Origin of the sequence: Limnobacter parvus (genome assembly GCF_024623725.1) — a bacterium.
Taxonomy (GTDB): domain Bacteria; phylum Pseudomonadota; class Gammaproteobacteria; order Burkholderiales; family Burkholderiaceae_B; genus Limnobacter; species Limnobacter parvus.
The window spans coordinates 118,216-139,011 of sequence record NZ_JANKHG010000016.1; the positions used below are offsets into that span (position 1 = coordinate 118,216).

Sequence of the window (20,796 nt, forward strand, 5' to 3'; positions counted from 1 at the left end):
CAGGTAATCTTCGGGAATGAATTTTCACCACGCACACACTTTTTATGCATTTTTTGGCTTCTTTGCCTGGTTTGGGCAAGCGGCGGAAAAGGGTTGTGCGTAAAAAACACGAAGTTCAAACAGATCCCAAAACCGCCAGGCCCAAAACACCTGGCGGTTTTTTTTTGAACCGAGACTTTGACTAAAAAGCGCGCCAGCATTCAGGAGAATTGGCATGAACACGGTAACAGACGACTTGAGAATCAAAGAAATAAAAGAACTGACCACCCCTGCGGCCTTGATCGCAGAAGTGCCCATCACTCCCGCAATTGCCGACACCGTGGCAGGTTGCCGCACAGCCCTGCACAAAATTCTGCATGGTGGCGACGACCGATTGATCGTGGTCATGGGCCCATGTTCCATTCACGACGTGAAAGCGGCCATGGAATACGCCAACAAGCTGGCCCAGTACCGCACGAAATACGCGGAAGACCTGGAAATCGTGATGCGTGTGTACTTCGAAAAGCCCCGCACCACGGTGGGCTGGAAGGGTTTGATCAACGACCCCAACCTGGATGGCAGCTTCGAGATTAACAAAGGCCTGCGCATGGCGCGTGAAGTGCTGTTGAACATCAACAGCCTGGGCCTGCCTGCAGGCACCGAATTTCTGGACATGATTACGCCGCAGTACATCGCCGACCTGGTCAGCTGGGGCGCAATTGGTGCGCGCACCACTGAAAGCCAGATTCACCGCGAACTGTCTTCTGGCCTTAGCTGCCCAGTGGGCTTTAAAAACGGCACCGATGGCAATGTGAAAATTGCAGTTGATGCAATTAAGGCCGCGCAACACCCGCACCACTTTTTAAGCGTAACGAAGGAAGGCCGCAGCGCCATTGTAAGCACTTCAGGCAATGAAGACTGCCATATTATTTTGCGTGGTGGCAAAGGGCCCAATTACGACGCAGCCTCGGTAGAAGCCGCAGCCGCCGACATTGGTAAGGCCGGTTTGGCCGCCCGCATCATGATTGATGCAAGCCATGGTAACAGCAGCAAAGTACCCAAAAACCAGGTGGGCGTGTGTGAAAACATTTCCGAGCAACTGGCCGCAGGCGACGCCCGCATTATGGGCGTAATGGTTGAAAGCCACCTGGTTGAAGGTCGGCAAGACCTGGAGCCTGGCAAACCGCTAACCTATGGCCAAAGCATTACCGACGGCTGCGTGGGCTGGGACGACAGCCTGCAAGTGCTTGAAACCCTGGCGCAGGGCGTGCGCAAACGCAGGTTGGCGCAGGTGCGTTAAGTATTCAAGCCTTATTGCCCCACGAGCAGTATTGTTTGGAACCAAAGAAGCCCTATTCCCACTCAATTCATTGAGTCTGTGTGAATGGGGCTTTTGCACATGGGTGCATGCCCGATGAATAATTTTCTGGGCGATACACTCCAATGAATGCTTTTACTCGTGGCTTTGTTTCCTCTTTGTTCAGGTCTCGTGGTGCAGCGCCTCCAGACGAAGCAGCGCACAATAAAAAAAGCACTGGCGACTCATCTCCTGCTTTTCTTGAAAGAAAAAATCCCCTTTCGCCGATTGTGCCTCTGTTGGGTGTGGATAAAACAGGTTTGAATGCACACCAAATGCTGTGTAGCGACCAAGAAGTTTGTTTGGGAAAAACACCTTTGGCGGGTAGCAACCCAGAAGTGGGCGGGTTGAGTCTTCCTGATACAGTGATCGGAGCCAAAGAAAATTTGTACCTGCGCCAGTTTTTCAGTTTGGTTAAAGCCGCTGAAGAAGTGAATGAACACAGTACTGCAGGCCATCCCGGGGCTGCTGGACCTGCTGAAATAGTTCAATTCATTTCACCGCGTGCCTACCACAATCCGGCAAAGTCTCAAGACAGGCCTATGTCTGAGCAGCTTAAGCGTTTGAAAGGTGGTGAAGTCGGTAACTATCACCTCGTCGACATCGGCGAACCAGAAGTTACGTATGAAAACGGTACTCCCAGCCGCGTCTTCAGGATTCAATATCGAGAGAATTCAACCAGCCCCGTAAAAGCTTTGTTTCTGACAGAAATTGCCCCTGATTTCGCAGGTGGTTCAATGACTGAAGAAGCCATAGCCGATGTGGCTACCTTGATGAAAGACAAGCCACGTGACTGCATGTTGAGCTACCGGGGCACGGGCCGTATTGCGATTATGCAAAGTGTGATGCGAATTCGGGAGCAACTCGAGATACATCGTGCTTCTGCTAACGCCGCAAATCCGCCACCCATTCGTGAATGGTTGCAAAGGTCAATCCACGATATTGAACAGCACCGCCCTGCATACCTGTCTGTGGATAACGAACAATCCAGGCAGCAGCAAGAGGCAATCTTAAATCACCTGGAAACTTATTTTAAAAGTTTGCCAGTACCTGCTGCTGCCTCAGCCGTCCCAGCTCCCACGGCGCCAGCTTCGACGCCCCAAGTTCCACCGCCCCAAGTTCCACCGCCCCAAGTTCCACCGACCCCAGTTCCGCCTGCCCCGGTTCCACCAGCACCAACCGCCAATGCTCGGTCAGCCACACTCGATGACATCCCTGTGAGTTCAAACAAGAGCTATTTAACCGCGGGCTTAATGGCAATTGTTGAAACTGGGGATAAGGCAAGATTGGGTTCTAGTCTGCAGAAAAGTCTTGCGAGCTTAAAGCGACAGGAAATGACCTTAGGCGTGGTGAAAAGTCTTCTTGAAACAAAAACACCTTCGGTACTCAAATTTGACAACATTGAGGAATTGGCCAAATTTTTGGATGTGCGCCCCGAAGATGCTTTGAACACCCTGATTGATTTGTGTGGTTGGCGTTCAGCCATTCTTGATCACAAAACATATCATCGATATGCAAGAAGTTTAAAGCTTGCACAGGAAGATCTCGAAAACAGTAAGGCTCTGAGTTCTAACAACAAGCCTTCTTACGAGATCAAACTTATGTACAAACAAGTTTCGAGAGACATCCAGAGTCTTGAAGAGAAATTCTTTGCGGCCGCTCATTTTAAATTGTCTCAGGTTCTCCTTGACGTACCAATTCCCAAGCCCAGTTGTCTCGATGAACAAGGACGTTTTCAGTTAGTAGTATCCCGCAACCAGCCTTCAGTAAAGATCAAACCTAGAATAAAACTTAATGCTTTGGTTGCCAGGACTCAGGAAGGTATTCAGCGGCTGGGTGAAGAACGCGAGCGCATCAAGCTTCTCGATTCTGCGATTGTTCATACTTTTGACTACTTTAGTCCTGAAACAACTGCTGATGCCAAAAAAGCGATAACCCCGAAACTTAAAGGCTTTTTAAAGGCTTATCTTGTGAAGGCGAATCAAGTTCAACAGACTGACGCTGCATTGAAAGGTACCGGCAGCGATACCGCGTCACATCCACATCATGAATCTGCATTAAGCTTCCTTAAAAAGTTTAACCACAGCATACAAAATAAGTTTTTTGTAAGCAGTAACAGTATTTGTCTTGATTTGTCGCGGCAAAGTAGTAATAGAAAAGATGGCAAACTGATCTTGCAGACAGGCAAAGGTGCTGTTGCAAATAACTCGAAAGCAAAGCTTGAGGGTTTGTTATTGCTTGAAAAATCTTCAACGAACAAACGCGGTTTGGATATCAACGATATTTCTAATAATTACCGTTTGGCCGACGACTTTACCGCGCATCGACCTACTCGCCTACCTATTTTGCATGTGGGTTTTGAATACCCGTCCATCGAAGTTGAAACAGCCGGTAGCTTGACTGGTGGGCCAAAGATAAAATCCAAGGTGTTGGGTGGTTTGCATAATTTTCACCCTAATGCCGAGTTGATTATTAAATCTGAAAATGAAATCAAACAACTAAAGCTCAAGCCCAAGCTAATTGTTGTTCACGAAGGCAACAGTGCCGATTCAGGACACTACTCCACCTGGTTTAAAACGCCTGAAGGGCGATGGCGTATGAAGGGATCGGACGATTACATGTCGAGTACAGAGTTTGCCGAGTTGATGGCGCCTGATAAAACCTGTCGGCCCGTTTATGTCACTTATGAGGCTTTTGCCCTCAGTAATGTGAACCTCCCTACGATTTCGGAGCGGCCTACCTCTGGTTGGCGCTCAAAGTTACAAAGGCCGTTCAGAAGGAATATAACCTCGTAACTTTTCGAACCATCCCTGGTTGCGCACCACCCACTGATCCTTCCAACGAATCAGTGAGGTTATGCCATGCTCTCTTCCAGACCATCTCCAGCAGAGATTACTGCGCAACATCAAACCAATGTTGCGACCATGTCCAGCATCAAATCCAAAGTATCGCCACTGAAAGCAGCTGCCACCAATTTGGCGGAAACCGCTCGCCAATTGAAAGACTACTCAACCCAGCTCGAGCGGAATGGTCAACGTCAAGTTACATCGCCCAACGGCGATCGCGTTGCTACCAAGGACCTGACTAGAAGCCTGAAAATGGCCAAAGACGCGATCAAGGGTTTGGAATCGAAGGTCAGTAGCCTGGACAGGGAAGTCGACTTTTTCTCCGCCCACCAAATCGGGCTTCTTCAAGGCAATGTGCGCGCTGTTCCGCCGGGCGATAAGGTTAGGTGGTGTACAGGGCAAGTCAACAAAATTCAGCAGCGTACCAATCGCCTGGCTCAATCAGAGCAATCCACTGCTGCAAATTCAGTTAGAACCATCCAGAACTCCGCTTACGTATTAGGCCGCCCTGCTGTCAGCACCAATTTGCCGACTCTTTTGGCTGACTTGGCCTAAGTAACTTTTCGACGTAAACACCAACACAAAAGGAATCATCATGGGATTATTCAGTTCAGCATCAAAGCCACCTGCAATGGCGCAAATGCCAACTTGCCAAGCACGTCTGTTTCAAAAAGAAACTGAGGAAATGTCGCAAATTACGCGGGTGGCCAATCAGGTGACCACTGAAACATTCAACGCGTTAAATAGTGCTCGGGCCTTGGGAAAGAACAAAAGCCTTTCCTCGGATCAGCGTGCACAAGTTTCTAACGCTAAAGAATTGCTCGAATTACAGGGAACATTTGCCAAGTACACAACACAAGAATTGACTTGTTTCAACAAAACATATGATCAATGGGGTAACGAGCTTGCGCAAAAGTATGAGCGCCAAGGCGGTGACAGCCGGGCTTTGTTGAACGATAGTAACCTGCGCACGAAAGATGGTTATTCACCTGACAGCCTTAGAAACGAGGTGGTACGTCATCGAGGATTCGTTACCAAAATGGCAAGTGATGGAATGCAAGATGTTGTCAATGCAGTTCAAACCTTAAATAATATCGCTGCTGCAAAAGGCGCCCCCCGCGTTCCCGATGTGTCGGCAACCTGGGCCAAGGCAGCCAACCCCGCCAGCTGGTAAACAAAACCTTTTGGCGCTGCGGTGCGCCCGGTTTGGTCGGTTGCTACAGGTACAATCAAAGGCCTGTAGCAACCGTTTTACCCCGTAGGCGCCCCATGACAAGCAAAGCAAAAACCAGCCAGAATTCAACCTACCTTGGTAATGTAATTCGCATCAAGGGTGCCCGCCAGCACAACCTGAAAAACGTCGATATCGACATTAAAACCGGTGAAATTGCCGTGTTCACCGGGGTTTCAGGCAGTGGCAAAAGCTCGCTGGTATTCGACACCCTTTATGCCGAAGGCCAGCGCCGCTACGTTGAAACGTTTTCGCCCTACGCGCGCCAGTTTCTGGACCGCATGGACAAACCCGATGTAGACAGCATCGAGGGCGTATTGCCCGCCATCGCGATTGACCAGGCCAACCCCGTGCGCACTTCCCGCAGCACTGTGGGCACCATGACTGAAATCAACGACCACTTGAAGTTGATTTACGCCCGTGCCGCCCACCTGCATTGCCGCCAGTGCGGCCAGTGGGTGCGTGAAGACACGGTGGCCACCATCAAACAATCGATACTCGACAAAGCCGCCGCGCAAAACGATGCCCGTTTGGTGATTACCTTCCCAGTGCGCGTGCCCGCCAAGTTTACATCGCAAGAAATTGAAGACTTTTTGAGCGCTCAAGGCTACACCCGCATACACCGCGAAACACCCATTAAAAAAGGCCGCACTGTGGTTGAAAAACTGCTGGATGTGGTGCAAGACCGCTTCCGCGTGGCGGGCGTAGAGGAAAGCCGTTTTAGCGACGCAGTGGCCAGTGCCCTGCACCGTGGCAAGGGCAAGGTGAATGTGTTTGCCTTGCCTGAAGAGGGTGGCGAAGAGCAAGAACCTTGGCGCTATTCTGAAGGGTTGCACTGCGCCACCTGCGACCTGGATTATTCAAGCCCCTTGCCCAGCCACTTCAGCTTTAATTCACCGCTGGGTGCTTGCGACACCTGCCGTGGTTTTGGCCGGGTTGTTGGTATTGATTATGGCCTGGTAGTGCCCGATGAAAACAAATCGCTGGAAGAGGGGGCCATTAAGCCCTGGACCACAGAAAGCTTCAAAAGCTGCCAGAAAGACCTGGTGCGCTTTGCGAAAAAACGCGGCATTGCCACCAACATTGCCTACAAGCACTTGCCCGAAGAACACAAGCTGTGGGTGATTGAAGGCGATGCGAATTTCGATGGCAATTGGGAAGGCAATTTGTTTTACGGCGTGGCCCGTTATTTCGAATGGCTTGAAAGCCGCACCTACAAAATGCATGTGCGGGTAATGTTGAGCAAATACCGTAGCTACACGCCCTGTGGCAATTGCGGTGGCGCGCGCTTAAAGCCCGATTCACTGCTGTGGAAATTGCCCAGCGAGAATACCAAATACAGCATTCACGAAATTATGCAAATGCCGCTGCTCAAGGTGGCGCAACTTTTCAAGAACTTGCAACTACCCGGCGCTTTGGATGAAGCCAGCGATTTGGTGCTGCAAGAAATTCGCACCCGCCTGGGCTTTCTCATTCAAGTGGGCTTGGGGTATTTAACTTTAGACCGCCAAAGCAGAACGCTAAGTGGCGGTGAAGTACAACGCATCAATTTAACCACCGCGCTGGGCAGTTCACTGGTGAATACCCTGTTTGTGCTGGACGAACCCTCGGTAGGCCTGCACCCCCGCGATATTGCGCGCGTGGCCCAAGCCATGCAACGCTTGAAAGAAGCAGGCAATACTTTGGTTGTAGTGGAGCACGACCCCCAATTAATGAACCAGGCCGACCGGCTTGTGGACATTGGCCCCGGCCCGGGTGTTGCTGGTGGCAACATTGTGTTTGATGGAGCACCCGCCAGCATTTCGAAATCGAATTCGCTAACAGCCCGCTACTTGAAAGGCGAGCTAAAGGTGGTGGAAAAAACCAAGCCGCTGGGTGATGCAAAAGAACACATCACCTTAACCGGTGTGCGCGCCAACAACCTGAAAAATATCGACTTCAACTTGCCGTTGAACCGTTTGGTGGTGCTTACTGGTGTTTCAGGTTCAGGCAAAAGTACTTTGGTGCAAGACGTACTGGTGCCCGCCATTAAAAAAATCAAAGGCGAGCCCACTGAAGCCCCCGGCGAATTTGAGTCAATTGAAGGTGTTGAACACATTGCCCAATTGGCCTTTGTGGACCAAAGCCCGATTGGCAAAACCACGCGAAGCAACCCAGCCAGTTATGTGGGCGCATTCGATGAATTGCGCAAACTGTTTTCTAAAACCAAAATAGCAGTGGAACGCGATTACAAGCCCGGCTTTTTCAGCTTCAACAGCGGCGATGGCCGCTGCCCCATGTGCGGTGGCAATGGCTTTGAACATGTTGAAATGCAATTTTTAAGCGACGTGTATTTGCGCTGCGGCGAATGCAATGGCACACGCTACCGGCCAGAAGCATTAGAGGTAACACTGGAGCGCAAAGGCCAAGTGCTGAACATGGCCCAGGTGCTGGAATTAACTGTAGACCAGGCGCTTGATTTATTCGAGAAAGACACTGCCTTGCTAAAAACCCTGCAACCGCTGGCGCAGGTGGGTTTGAATTATTTACGCCTTGGCCAGCCTGTGCCCACCCTAAGCGGTGGTGAAGCGCAGCGCTTAAAATTGGCGGGCTTTTTAGCCAAGCTAAAGCCCACCGCAAGTGGCCAAAAAGTGGCCCAGCGTGGCGATTTGTTTGTGTTTGATGAGCCCACCACCGGCCTGCATTTCGACGACGTGGCCAAGCTAATGCGTTCACTGCGCCTGCTGCAGGAAGCCGGGCACAGCGTGCTGATTGTTGAGCACAACTTGGATGTAATTTGCGCCGCCGATTGGCTGGTCGATTTGGGCCCCGAAGCGGGCGAATACGGCGGTGAACTGGTGGCCCAAGGCACGCCTGAACAAGTGGCCAAAATAAAGACAAGCCACACAGGTATTGCCATTAAGCAATACCTGGCGCAAATCAATTTGCTGGAAGCGGCTGATCTAAATAAAGGAAACAGTGAGCACTTGGTGGCTGAAGCCGCGGCGTTGTATGGGCTGAACACAGCACACAGCAGGCGTGGCCTTACCGACGGCATCGAAATTCTTCATGCGCGTGAACACAATTTAAAAAACGTCAGCTTGACCATTCCGCGTGAAAAAATGACCGTGATTACCGGGCCTTCCGGCAGTGGAAAATCTACATTGGCATTCGACATTTTGTTCAACGAAGGCCAGCGCCGTTACCTTGAAAGTTTGAACGCTTATGCACGCCAGTTTGTGCAGCCCGCTGCAAAGCCTGATGTGGATGCAATTTTTGGTATTCCACCCACGGTGGCCATTGAACAACGCACAAGCCGTGGTGGCCGCAAAAGCACGGTGGCCACGGTAACCGAGGTGTACCACTTCCTGCGCTTGCTGTTTGTAAAGCTGGGCATTCAGCATTGCCCCACCTGCGAAGTACCCATTGCCCCGCAGAGCATGGACAGCATGCTGGCGCAAATTATGCAGCACTACAAAGGGCAGGAAATTACACTGCTGGCCCCCTTGGTGCAGGGCCGAAAAGGCATTTACAACGAAATTGCCAAGTGGGCTGTAGACCGTGGCTATGAACGCCTGCGCGTAGATGGTGAATATGTGCCCACCAACCCCTGGCCCAAGCTGGCCCGCTACCAAGAACACCACATTGAATTGCCCGTTAAAACGCTGAGTATTCAAGCCAAGGGCGAGAAAGAACTGCGTGAAGTGTTGGCGCTTGCGCTTGAATACGGCAAAGGCACCGTGATGGTGGAAGCACTTGGCAAGAAAGGTGAATCACCTTCAATCCGCTTTTATTCCACCAAGCGCGCTTGCCCAAGTTGTGCACGCAGCTTCCCGGAACTGGACCCACGCCTGTTCAGCTACAACAGCAAACACGGCTGGTGCGCCAGTTGCTTTGGTGTGGGCGAAGAAGTGGAAGGCTTTGATGCTGAAACCACCGGCGAAGAAGGCAAGTGGCTTTCCGAGCAAGACAAAAGTTACGAGGATGCGGCGGAGAATGCTGAGGGAACTTATTTGGCCAATGCGTTGCGTGAAAGCGCGGTGTGCGCTTCCTGCAATGGCCAACGCCTGAACCCTACCGCACTGGCGGTGAAATTCAAGAACAGCAACATTGCTGAACTGGCCGACCAAACCGTAAGCGATGCATTGCAGTGGGTGGACCAGCTTGAACTGGACGAACGCCAAACCGCCATTGCCAAAGACATTCGAATTGAAATGGCCGGGCGCTTGAAATTTCTGAAGCAAGTGGGGCTGGATTATTTGCACTTGAACCGCAGCGCACCCACGCTAAGCGGCGGTGAAGCACAGCGCATACGCCTGGCTTCGCAACTGGGCACCAACTTGCGCGGTGTGTGCTATGTGCTGGACGAACCCACCATTGGCTTACATACCCGCGACAATCACCGCCTGCTGGATGCGCTTGAAGAACTGCGCGCCAAAGGCAACACGCTGGTAATTGTTGAACACGACATTGACACCATGCAGCGCGCCGACAGGCTAGTTGACATTGGCCCCGGCGCTGGCAAACTGGGTGGCGAAATTATTTCTCAAGGTACGGTGGCTGAAGTAACAGCAGACAAGAATTCGCTAACAGGCCGGTATTTGAAAAACCCAATTCCGCACTTGTTGCAGCCCAAGCGCCCTGTTGAAAAAGAAACTCCGCGCCTAAGAATCAAGGGCGCAAAACTGCACAACATCACTGGCCTGAATGTGGACATTCCACTGGGCCGCTTGGTGGCCATTACCGGTGTTTCAGGCAGTGGAAAATCTACCTTGGCGCGCGACATTTTATTGGCCAACATGCGCCAGTATGTGTTGAACCAAAACAAGAAAGGAAAGCCCACGCACAACTGGTTTGCCTGCGATGAAATTGTGGGTGCTGAACAAGTAGCCCGTGTATTGGAAGTAGACCAAACCCCAATTGGCAAAACCCCGCGCAGTTGCCCCGCCACCTACATTGGCTTTTGGAATCGAATTCGCAATGTACTGGCCGATACCATTGAAGCCCGCATGCGCGGCTTTGCGGCCAACCGCTTCAGCTTCAATGCCGGGCCGGGCCGCTGCCCAGTGTGCGACGGCCAAGGCATGCAAACCATTGAAATGAACTTCCTGCCCGATGTAAAAGTAGTGTGTGAAGCCTGCCGTGGCAAACGCTTCAACCCTGAAACATTGCAGGTAACCTGGCGTGACAAAACCGCCGCGGAAATTCTGAACATGAGCTGCTCAGAAGCCGCTCCGTTTTTTGAAGCGCACCCCGCCATTGCGCAGGCGCTGCAACTGCTGAACGACGTGGGTTTGGGCTACCTGACCATAGGCCAACCCAGCCCCACGCTAAGCGGCGGCGAGGCACAGCGAATCAAGCTGGTGACTGAGCTGGTGAAGGTGCGCGAAAACAAAGCCGGTGTGCAAATGAGCCCACCCACCTTGTATGTGCTAGACGAACCCACCGTGGGCCTGCACATGAACGATGTGGAAAAGCTGATTGCTGTGCTGCACCGGCTGGTAGACGCAGGCCACACCGTGGTGGTGATTGAACACGATTTGGACTTGATTGCCCAGGCCGACTGGGTAATCGACATGGGTCCGGAAGCTGGCATAGGCGGTGGCCAACTGGTGGCGCAGGGCAGCCCGCAACAACTGGCCAAAATGAAGGGAAAGAAAGCCGGGCACACCACACAGGCCATGGCTGCTTTTTACTCGGTGCGGTGAACTTTCACTGCACCACGGCTACTTAGGGTTCCTTACGGTGTATTGAACCCTTGTTAGCGAGCCAACCAAAATGCCTACGCCCCTTGACCTGCGCGAATTCGCCGCCGCATTGCCTGAACAAAACTTAAGTCCCCGCAGCCTTACCACCAGCGTGTGCAGCAGCATAACCACGGCCGTGGCGGCGTTTGCCCAAGCGTTGCCCCATGCCAGGTACACCATCGACCCCGCAGTGCTGCAACGGGTGGTGGGCGACTACCTGGAAACACACCCCACCCACAACAAGGCTTTGAATTTGATGGTGACGGAGCTGGACGACACATGCCGCGTGGATTACTACGAGATGTGTTACGGAACAGACAATAGCCAACAAGGAAAATTCGAGTTTATTCCGCAGCTAGGCCGACGTGAATTGGTGGATGGAAAATTTACCTGTGCCGACGGAGCAGTTTATGAAGGTAAATTGCAATATGTTGAGCAGTTGAACGGCATGTACTTGGTGGATGGAAAAATAACTTTTCCAAGCGGCAACGTTAACGAAGGCAAGTGGCAGTATGTCGAGCAGTTGAAAGGCATGTACTTGGTGGATGGAAAATTAACTTTTCCAAGCGGCGAGGTTCAAATAGGCAAGCGGCAGTATGTCGAGCAGTTGAAAGACATGTGCTTGATGGATGGAAAAATAACTTTTCCAAGTGGCGAGGTTGAGAAAGGCAGGCGGCAGTATGTTGAGCAGTTGAAAAACATGTACTTGGTGGATGGCGAGTGGCGCGACGTAGCTGGAATTGTCAATGTTGGCAAGAAACATTATGTGGAGGAGGCAAACGGAATGTGCATCAAGAGTGGCCGGTTGATCTTCCCTGATGGGCAAATTGACGAAAGCCCAGAGTTTCGATATATCAGTCAATTGAATTTAACCTGCATGACCAGCGGTAAACGCACCATGCCCAATGGCGATGTTTACTCAGACACCTTTGCGTATGTGCCCGGCATGGATAAAAATTCCCAACTGGTCAACGGCACGCTAACCTACTCCACTGGTCGTTCTGAAACTGGCGAATTTGCCTACATTCCCCAACTGAAGAGCATGAAGCTGGTGAACGGTACCACCAAAAATGCGGAAGGCGAAGTGGTAAGGCAGGGGCGGCGTGAATACGTGCCGCAGAAAAACGGCATGATGCTGATTGAAGGTTTAAGCGTGTTTCCCGACGGTACACGGCAAGAAGGCACCCGCAGCTATGTGCCCGAATTAAATGAAGTGGTTCTAACCGCGGGTAGCATTACCCAAGGCAATAAAATACAAATCGGCACTTGGGCGTATAGCCAGTATGAAGGGCGCATGGTGTTTACACCCACACCACCCAAACCAAAGCTGCCGCAACATGTTCGCAATCAAATTCAAAGCGCGGTGCAAGAACTCGTTCGCATTCAACACCGATTTGATTCAACAGGCAAATACAACGGCAGCGCCGCCATGTTGAATACCGCTGCCCAGCAGCTTGCATTGGCGCAAAACCCGGAACAGTACACCAACGCCCTGCAAAACTTCAATGCCCAGTACAAAACCCTGACCCGCGAACTCAGCCTGCTAACCCACCCCGACAAAGTAGGAAACTATTCTGCCCATATTCATGGGCCTGCTTTGCAGCAATTGGCCAGCCTGCGCGAAAGCATTGATGGGCAGGTGAACCGGTGGAAGCTGGCCACGGTCGATTGGAGTTAAGACCGGAACCACATTGCCGCTTTCACACTGGTGCGGTGAACTTCCACTGCACCAGGGCTACCTAAGGTTCCTTACTGAGTATTGAACTCTAATTAGCGAGCCACCAACATGACCATGCCCCCTGTTCTGCGCAAATTCGCCACTGTATTGCTTGCACAAAACTTAAGACCACACAGCCAGAAAGCGGTGTGTGGCCGCATCACTGCTGCTGTGGCGGCATGTGCCCAAAAATCGCCGAATGTTAAGTACACCATCGACCCCACAGTACTTCAACGGGTGGTGGGTGAGTATTTGCAAACTCACCCCACCCCCAAACCCTTGGTTTTGACCGTGACAGATCTGGGTGATACATGCCATGTTGAATATCACGACATGTGTTACGGAACAAATAGAAACGAACAAGGGAAATTTGAATTCATCCCGCAGTTAGGCAAGCGTGAATTGGTGGACGGGAAATATACCTCCGCCACGGGAGCGATTTATGAAGGCAAATGGCAGTATGTCGAGCAGTTGAAAAGCATGCACCTGTTGAATGGAAGCAAAATCAGTTCCAGCGGGAGTACTTACATCGGCAAATGGCAGTATGTCGAGCAATTAAAAGAAGTGTGTTTAGTTGAGGGAAAAGCACTTTATTCCAACGGGAGTTCTTATGACGGCCAATGGCAGTATATCGAGCAGATGAAAAGCATGCACTTGGTGGATGGGAAAGTGACTTACATTACCGGTAAGGTTGTAGAGGGAAAGCGGCAGTATGTTGAGCAGTTTAAGGCCATGTGTTTGATAGAGGGAGAAGCAACTCTTCCCAATGGCGATGTTTATTCAGGCACCTTTGCATATGTGCCCGGTGTGGATAAAAACACCCAGCTGATTAACGGAACGCTAACCTATTCCATCGGCCGTTCCGAAACTGGCGAATTTGCCTACATTCCCCAACTAAACGGCATGAAGCTGGTAAACGGCGCCACCAAAGACTACATGGGCGACGTTTGGTTCCAGGGGCGGCGTGAATACGTGCCGCAGATAAACGGCATGGCGTTGATGGAAGGTTTAAGCGTATCTCCCGACGGCACCCGGCAAGAAGGCACCTACAGCTATGTGCCTGAACTGAATGAAGTGGTGTTAACTGCCGGCAGCATTACACAAGGCGACGATGTGCAAACCGGCACGTGGGCCTACTGCCACTATCAAGAGCGCATGGTGTTTACACCCCCACCGCCTAAACTAGAGTTGCCGCAATATGTTTGCAATCAAATTCAAAGTTCGGTTCAAGAACTGGTTCGTATTCAACGCCGGTTCGATACAACTGGTAAGTACAGCAACAGCGCCGCCAAGCTGAACACCGCTGCCCAGCAAGCTCTGCTGGCGCATAACCCGGAACAGTACGACATGGCCTTGCAAGGCTTCACTGCCCAGTACAAAAAGGTTACTCGTGAACTTAGTTTGCTTACCCACCCCGACAAAATACAAAACTATTCTGCCGACATTCATGGTGCCGCCTTGCAAAAATTGGCCGACCTGCGCGAAAGCATTGGCGGGCAGGTGAGCCGATGGAGCATGGCGACAGACGATTGGCGTTGAAGCGCCTAGGGTAAACCCTAGGTGCTTGTTTTTGTGAAGTATTTTGTTTGAACGTGCTGGAACTTTTGTAAAAAAAAAGTTCCTCAAAGCATAAGGCTTATGCTTTTTTCACATGCACGCAAACTAAAAAGGAAAGTACATGAGTGGTCCCGGCAAAGTAGTTGGCACTTCAGGCAACACCCGAGAACAGCTTTCTGTGGTCGCTAACGAAACATCCATTTCCAAGCATGGTGAACAGTTATGGAAACATCTCAGCAAAGATTTGCGTAAAAACCCCTCAGCAAATTGGGAAGCGGCGCTGGCAAACTGCTTGAGTCTTTCCAAGTCACTGGTTGGGAAAGAAATACCCCCCCAACTTCTCGAAAACATTCTCGACAACTTCGAAATGCTCGAAAAAACGCTTTTGGGTTCGAAAATTGGCCCCAAAGAAAAACATGACGAAATTGCTTCGAAAATTCAGAATGATTTGTTGGTATGTCGAATTGATGTAAAGACCAAACCAGAAGGTCTGGAAGTGATGATGGAAGAAGTACGAAAAAATTCAGACCAACAACAATAATTATTCTGGAGTGAGATGACATGGCGTTCCCACAAGCAACCGCACCCGCCGATCGTGCGACGAGTAATCCTGCTTTCCGGCCACCCGCGGTTACAGGTGGCAGCCGATCCGATGGCGCTGCTGCTGCCGTAGCATACTTAGCTAGCTTAAGCAAAACAGCTTCCGCAGCTGGTGCATCTGCCACGGCCCAAGCCAGCATCGCGTTGGAAAATCTCGGTGATTGTCATGTTTTAGAGATATTGCAACATTTCAACTCCGTAGCCAGTACGGAACAGAAAGATAGGATATTGACCCCCTTTATTCGTCAACTTTCCGAAGATGTAGCCGGCAAGGGAAGTTTTTCTACAGATTTTCTGCTCGGTTTTGTTACCAAATTTGTTCAAACAAAGCCTGTTTCAACTAAAACTGCTCCTACCCCTGCTACGGGCACAACAACATCGGCGGCAGCAGCAACGGGCGCAGCAGCAGTTCCTGCCGCAACAGCAAGCCCACCAAGTACGGCTCCCGCAGCAACTGGTCCTGACGTCGCGTCACCGAGTACTTCCGGCATTGCTACGCCACCTTCAGTTGATTCATCCGAGACACCAGGTTTTATTGGAAGGGCTACAGGGTGGTTTTTGGGAAAGGGGTTTGAAGTGGCAGGCCAAATATTTCGGGCGGCATTTCCTTTTCAAAACCAAGAAACTGAAAGTACTGCTCAACCTGCGACTGACCATCCTACCAGTGTGCCGCCCACGTCACCCGCTGGTTTGCGAGCCGATATCAATAGTGCCGTCGGCGGCAACCCAAAATTAAAAAAGGCTCTTGCTGAAATGCTGGAAAAGCTTAAAGAGCGTGAAAAACTTAAAGCAGCAAGAGAAACGAAAAAGGCAGAAGCTGATGCGCGCGCTGAAGCCATAAAAAATGAGGGTGCAACAAAATTAGGCGGGATCACTGCTTGTACTACCTATGAGGCCTTGCTCGAAAAGCTTGATCAGAATGAATTTAAAACATCGTTTGAAGAATTCACCAAGAAAACAAGCGAGAAAAAAACCGAGTTTTGCCGTCAAATAGAAACTGCAGATCGGGCCAATCGACTTGCATCGAGGCATCTAGATGAGCGGCTCAATTTGAACAAGACGGGGGAAGCGGCTGCGAAAGCAGACTGGATAAAGTCCGAGGAGGGCGAGATTGCCGGAAAAACACTGGTTGCGAATTTTAGAAAATCACAGCTTGACAAACAAGTCTCCAAATCATTTGGGGAAATTCAGAACAAACTCACTGACTGGGTTGATTTAGAAAGACCGGAGAAAGTTGCCCGTAACGAATCATTCGCCGACCAGCTGGGTGAATTCAAATTAAAGCTGAAGGGGTTTTTAGATACCAAAACGGCTGAGAAAGACGAGCTTAAGACCAATTTGGAGAACGCTAAAGCAGATGATCCCGGTAGTGCAAGATCGCAACAGCTTCAAACTAATTTGGTTGCATGTAATCAGCGAATAGGTGAAATTGAAGCAAAACTGACATCGGTTAACCAGCTGATCGCAGCCAACAAAACGGCTCGCACAGAAATGGCTGTTATTGCCGGTTTGCATTCTGAGGTTAAGCAAACTGAACGCGATGTCCAGAACTTGCCTTTCAGCCTGCCATTCATGGCCAATGGCAAAGATCCAGCATTGCGCGACAACGTGCTCATGCGCGGACTGAAAGGCGCATTTTGGGTTGGGAATGTAAATGCAAATAATCACGCCATGGGCCGCGCTTCTTGGTTGCGCACTACGTTGGCGGGATTTGGTTCACACTTCACACGATTCAATAACAGTGAAACGACGAACAAGCGAGACTTGTCGGGTGCAGGTCGCGGAGGAAGCAGAACTGAGCTTGCTGTGTTGGGTGGCATGCTAAAAGACCCCAGCAGCGGCGCGGCAGACCGAATGATTGAGTTTTTTACTACGGGCGAAAATGTAGAGGCAGGCGATCGAAGAAGGTATATTCACGACCTGGCTGCTGGAAATTTGGTTGCTGCGGGCTTTAATACAAAAACACTAAAACTGGACGCACCGTCATTACAATATAAGGTTGACCGCGGTTTCAGCGCCTTGAAGAAAGCCTTTTACATAGGGAAACCGGGTGTAACTGCACGAGACCCCATCAAGCACATTCAGAGTAGGCTAAACGTGCTCGCCAACATTTCGGAAGTGTTTCAAGAGGCTTTATTCCGCAATGGCAAACCAGTCAACATACAGCATGCCATTCAAACACCAAACCAAGCGATTGAAGCGTGTTCGCTACTTCTGGCAGCCCTGCCAAATGATTTACTGGTTAACAAATCACAGGAAGTAAGCAGATTCCTTAAACAGGTTCGGGAATTTGAGGACTTGGCAGAAGCGAATCCTATCAAAGATGATTTGATTGCATTGAATGAACTGAATACATTCAAGTCAACGATTAAAAATTTCCATGAGCAGTCCGCCAATTGGTTGAATGCCCGAGATAAAACCGCAGAAACTAAAAGTGAGTCGATTGCTGCATCGAAGGACACTGGCGCTATTATCGTTAGTCGTTTAAGGAAGGGAACATTCCGCAAGGCTGCGTCTTCTACAGTGGCTACTTTGAATACATATGGTGTTGGCTTTGTTCGTGAAGGTGCGAAAAATGTTGCTCAATTTGCAAGCAATGTTTCACGAAAAGAAAGCATGAAAGCATTGCTGAAAAATTCGCCAAATACGATTGGTCACTTGCGTCATATCAACGCAGCTTTAGCAAGCGCCAAGGAAAACTCACCAGTGTTTGAACGGAATTCTACCGCCATTAAAAAGTTCTTGGCGGGTGAAAAATTTGAGCTTGAGTTGGAAGGTCCAATCTCAGAAAAGATGGCTCTTGTATTGGTGCGCGTCGGTAACTTGATGGAAGAAGTTTGGAGCGAGAAGTACCCAAAGAAAGCTCGCCCCGGTTCAATTAAGTTGCAGGCAGTCGATATTGCGCAAATATGCAGGGTTCAAGAAAATGCTGCCGTTTTGAAGTTTCTAGACAAGGCAGCTTCCGCTTCCCCAGTTGAAGCCAAACGCGAAAGCTCTATTAAAAAGTTGACGATAGACACAAACGCCAAAGCCGCCGCGCGTCTTCCGGACGATTCCTCTACCCCTGTGTTAGGGACCCCTGTCTCTAAGCGTTCAAGCGGTGCAACAAGTACATTTCCTTCACCTGATGCTGATGATGCCAAGGCCAAAGCTGATGAGGCCAAAGTCAAAGCCGATGCCGCCGCTCGCGCCACTGCTTTACAAGCGGAAATAGAACAAGGCATTGAAATTACAAAAAACGAATCTGTTGAAGCTTGGGTTACCGATTTGTGGACTCGCTTCTTTGAGCCGCAACTTCCGGAAACACCGGATGGTCAACGGGGCGATTTGGTAACCAGCTATGCAGTGTTTCTTAACCCGGGTGATCCGAAAGGGGCGAATTTAACACCGGCGCAAAAAGTAGACTTTCAAACCTTCAAAGATGAAATTAAAGCGATTGCAGATGCATATAACGCGGATCCGCGCGACTTGACTGGTGTGTCGGCTTATATGAACAAGCATGTAGCTTTCTTGTTGCATGCGCGGCGAGGCATTGTAATGCGGCAAGCGCAAGTTTATGCGTATGAAAGACCACTGCAAAACGTAAGCGGAAGCAGCAATAGATGCTGGGCTAGAGCCGGGTGGGGTGCTGCTGTGCACGCCCTTGAAAAAAGCGAGTTTTTAAATAGAACCATGGCAGCGATTCAGTGGTTGAGTGACAATGGAAAATTGCCAGACAATTCTTTTAAAGTAGGCGACGATAATAAGGTAAGGGATCTGTATCAGTCTATCGTAGACGAACCAGAGCAAAATTCTGCCAATGAACTATATGCAACAGAAAAACGTTTGCTGATGATGGCACTTGCGGAGCACAGCACACAGTATCCTTTGTCAAAAAGCGGGGAAGGCACATTAAAGACACTGAAATCGGACTTAAAACTCGACGACAACAAAAAAGAAAATCCTCAGGCGGAAGCAGAGTTTCCAACTGCTTTACTTAACGCCTTGGGTCTGCCTGTAATCATCAATACAGGGTCACCTGAGGAAGCGCCAGATCTATTTTTCCCCGCTAACTTTAATGTGAACTCAGCGCGTCATCCGAAAAACTGGCCGATTTTGTATAACACAGGCGGTGTTTCGGCCGGTCATTGGCAGTTTCATATGCCAAGGTCGAATAGACCACCGGCTACAACAACTTCTTAAGCCTTTTTCTGCCCTATCTTGCTTTCTTTACCGGCCACAAGGTTCGCAATATTTTGCTTGTGCCGGTAAATCAGCAGGGCCGACATAATGGCCACGGCTGCGGCCTGGCCGTTAATACCAAACAGCAACACGTTGTAAAACACGGCAAACAGGCTGGCCACCAGGGCCGCCAGCGATGAATACCTGAAGAAATACGCTATAACCACCCAGGTTACGGCGGTGGCCAGGCCAAGCACCCAGTTCAGGCCAAGCAGCACGCCCAGTGCCGTGGCCACGCCTTTGCCACCTTCAAACTTGAAAAATATGGGGTACAGGTGGCCAATGAATGCGGCCAGGCCTATCCAGGCTATGTCGCTGCGGGTGTAGCCCAACTGGTCTTGAAAATGAAAGGCCAGTGCCACGGCCAATGTGCCTTTCAAGGCGTCGCCCAGCAGGGTCAAGATGGCGGCTTTTTTGTTGCCGCTGCGCAGCACATTGGTGGCACCAGGGTTTTTCGAGCCATAGGTGCGGGGGTCGGCCAGGCCCACAAATTTTGAAACCACCACTGCAAATGAAATAGAACCGATTAGGTAAGCGACCAACAGGCCAGCGGCGAAATTAAGCAAAGTGGGCTCCAAAGTATTAGGTTTGCGTTGATTCTAGCGACTTTTCGAGCGCGGGTGGCTTTGCTTCAGCAGGGTGTGCAAGTGTTCCTTGGCCACGTGGGTGTAAATTTGCGTGGTGCCAATGTCGGCGTGGCCCAGCAGCAGTTGCACCACGCGCAAATCAGCGCCGTGGTTAATCAAGTGGGTGGCAAAGGCGTGGCGCAACACATGCGGGCTAATGGGCGTGTTTATACCGGCCACCAAGGCAAGGCGTTTGATGTTTTTCCAAAAACCCTGCCGTGTCATGGGTTTGCCAAAATGGGTTACAAACAAAAAGTCGCTGGTTTTTCCTTTCAGCAATTCACCGCGGGCCTGGTTCAAATACAGCTGAATGGCAAGCCGCGCGGGTTCGCCCATGGGCACCAGCCTTTCTTTGTTGCCCTTGCCCAGCACTTTCACCGCGCCCGCATTCAAATCAACGGCGCGCAGGGGCATGTTCACCAGTTCGCTAACCCGCAGCCCGCTGGCGTACATGAATTCAAGCATGGCTTTGTCGCGCTGGCCTGCGGCGTGGCTTACGTCTGGCGCGGCCAGCAGGTCGAGCATTTGCTGTTCATTCAGGGTTTTGGGTATGCGCAGCCCGCGCTTGGCGCTTTGTAGTTGCTGGCACGGGTTGTCTTCCCGTTTTTTGCTGGTGTTTAGCCACAGGTAAAAGCGTTTGTAGCTGCTGGTTTTGCGGTTCAGGCTGGCGGGTTTCAGTTCAAGCAGGTTGTGCACATGGTTGCGTATGTGCTCGGTGCTGGCGGCCAGCAGGGTTTCATCAAATTGTGCTTGAAGCCAGTCGCCCAGTTGTTGCAGGTCGCTGCGGTAAGCTTGCAGGGTGGCTTTGGCCAAACCTTCTTCAAGCCACAAAGTGGTGCAGAATTCGTCGATCAGATCGGCATTGCGCATCATTGAAGTGCTGGTGGCATGTGAAAATAAAAGCCATCATACCTTTAGCAGCACCACGGAGCGCCT

General features: G+C 50.7%; 11 protein-coding genes. 9 read left to right on the forward strand and 2 right to left on the reverse strand.

All coding sequences use genetic code 11. The annotated features are described in order from the left end of the window. Positions 1 to 214: 214 nt before the first annotated feature. From aroG to NSP04_RS05945, 9 genes are all read left to right on the forward strand, one after another. Positions 215 to 1,279, forward strand: a complete 1,065-nt coding sequence (aroG, locus tag NSP04_RS05905; RefSeq protein ID WP_257511418.1) for a 3-deoxy-7-phosphoheptulonate synthase AroG — start codon at positions 215 to 217, stop codon at positions 1,277 to 1,279. A 143-nt stretch (positions 1,280 to 1,422) separates the two neighbouring features. Further along, positions 1,423 to 4,131, forward strand: coding sequence for a hypothetical protein (locus tag NSP04_RS05910; RefSeq protein WP_257511419.1), 2,709 nt, complete (start codon positions 1,423 to 1,425; stop codon positions 4,129 to 4,131). 66 nt (positions 4,132 to 4,197) lie between these two features. Then, positions 4,198 to 4,737, forward strand: coding sequence for a hypothetical protein (locus NSP04_RS05915; RefSeq protein ID WP_257511420.1), 540 nt, complete (start codon positions 4,198 to 4,200; stop codon positions 4,735 to 4,737). A 40-nt stretch (positions 4,738 to 4,777) separates the two neighbouring features. Then, a complete protein-coding gene (locus tag NSP04_RS05920; protein ID WP_257511421.1) occupies positions 4,778 to 5,356 on the forward strand; it encodes a hypothetical protein in 579 nt (192 codons plus the stop codon). Between the two features lie 95 nt (positions 5,357 to 5,451). Further along, on the forward strand, positions 5,452 to 11,100 hold the full coding sequence (gene uvrA, locus NSP04_RS05925) for an excinuclease ABC subunit UvrA (RefSeq protein WP_257511422.1): 5,649 nt from the start codon (positions 5,452 to 5,454) through the stop codon (positions 11,098 to 11,100). A gap of 70 nt (positions 11,101 to 11,170) precedes the next feature. Beyond that, positions 11,171 to 12,817 carry an MORN repeat-containing protein gene (locus NSP04_RS05930; protein ID WP_257511423.1) on the forward strand — a complete coding sequence of 549 codons (1,647 nt, stop codon included), beginning with the start codon at positions 11,171 to 11,173 and terminating at the stop codon, positions 12,815 to 12,817. A gap of 108 nt (positions 12,818 to 12,925) precedes the next feature. Next, positions 12,926 to 14,395 carry an MORN repeat-containing protein gene (locus NSP04_RS05935; RefSeq protein WP_257511424.1) on the forward strand — a complete coding sequence of 490 codons (1,470 nt, stop codon included), beginning with the start codon at positions 12,926 to 12,928 and terminating at the stop codon, positions 14,393 to 14,395. Positions 14,396 to 14,534: 139 nt separating this feature from the next. Continuing rightward, complete coding sequence (locus tag NSP04_RS05940) at positions 14,535 to 14,954, forward strand: hypothetical protein (protein WP_257511425.1); 420 nt, start codon at positions 14,535 to 14,537, stop codon at positions 14,952 to 14,954. Between the two features lie 20 nt (positions 14,955 to 14,974). After that, a complete protein-coding gene (locus tag NSP04_RS05945) occupies positions 14,975 to 19,195 on the forward strand; it encodes a hypothetical protein (protein ID WP_257511426.1) in 4,221 nt (1,406 codons plus the stop codon). Here the strand turns inward: NSP04_RS05945 and plsY are convergent. Together plsY and xerD are read right to left on the reverse strand one after the other, a co-directional pair. Beyond that, positions 19,192 to 19,800 (reverse strand): glycerol-3-phosphate 1-O-acyltransferase PlsY, encoded by a 609-nt coding sequence (gene plsY, locus NSP04_RS05950; protein WP_257511427.1) that lies wholly within the window; start codon positions 19,798 to 19,800, stop codon positions 19,192 to 19,194. The genes NSP04_RS05945 and plsY overlap by 4 nt on opposite strands. A 33-nt stretch (positions 19,801 to 19,833) precedes the next feature. Continuing rightward, complete coding sequence (gene xerD / locus NSP04_RS05955; protein WP_257511428.1) at positions 19,834 to 20,733, reverse strand: site-specific tyrosine recombinase XerD; 900 nt, start codon at positions 20,731 to 20,733, stop codon at positions 19,834 to 19,836. Between the last annotated feature and the right edge of the window lie 63 nt (positions 20,734 to 20,796).

Coding starts and splice junctions, on each gene's coding strand:
- aroG (WP_257511418.1), top strand. CDS start 215: ATGAACACGGTAACAGACGACTTGAGAATCAAAGAAATAAAAGAACTG.
- NSP04_RS05910 (WP_257511419.1), top strand. CDS start 1,423: ATGAATGCTTTTACTCGTGGCTTTGTTTCCTCTTTGTTCAGGTCTCGT.
- NSP04_RS05915 (WP_257511420.1), top strand. CDS start 4,198: ATGCTCTCTTCCAGACCATCTCCAGCAGAGATTACTGCGCAACATCAA.
- NSP04_RS05920 (WP_257511421.1), top strand. CDS start 4,778: ATGGGATTATTCAGTTCAGCATCAAAGCCACCTGCAATGGCGCAAATG.
- uvrA (WP_257511422.1), top strand. CDS start 5,452: ATGACAAGCAAAGCAAAAACCAGCCAGAATTCAACCTACCTTGGTAAT.
- NSP04_RS05930 (WP_257511423.1), top strand. CDS start 11,171: ATGCCTACGCCCCTTGACCTGCGCGAATTCGCCGCCGCATTGCCTGAA.
- NSP04_RS05935 (WP_257511424.1), top strand. CDS start 12,926: ATGACCATGCCCCCTGTTCTGCGCAAATTCGCCACTGTATTGCTTGCA.
- NSP04_RS05940 (WP_257511425.1), top strand. CDS start 14,535: ATGAGTGGTCCCGGCAAAGTAGTTGGCACTTCAGGCAACACCCGAGAA.
- NSP04_RS05945 (WP_257511426.1), top strand. CDS start 14,975: ATGGCGTTCCCACAAGCAACCGCACCCGCCGATCGTGCGACGAGTAAT.
- xerD (WP_257511428.1), bottom strand. CDS start 20,733: ATGATGCGCAATGCCGATCTGATCGACGAATTCTGCACCACTTTGTGG.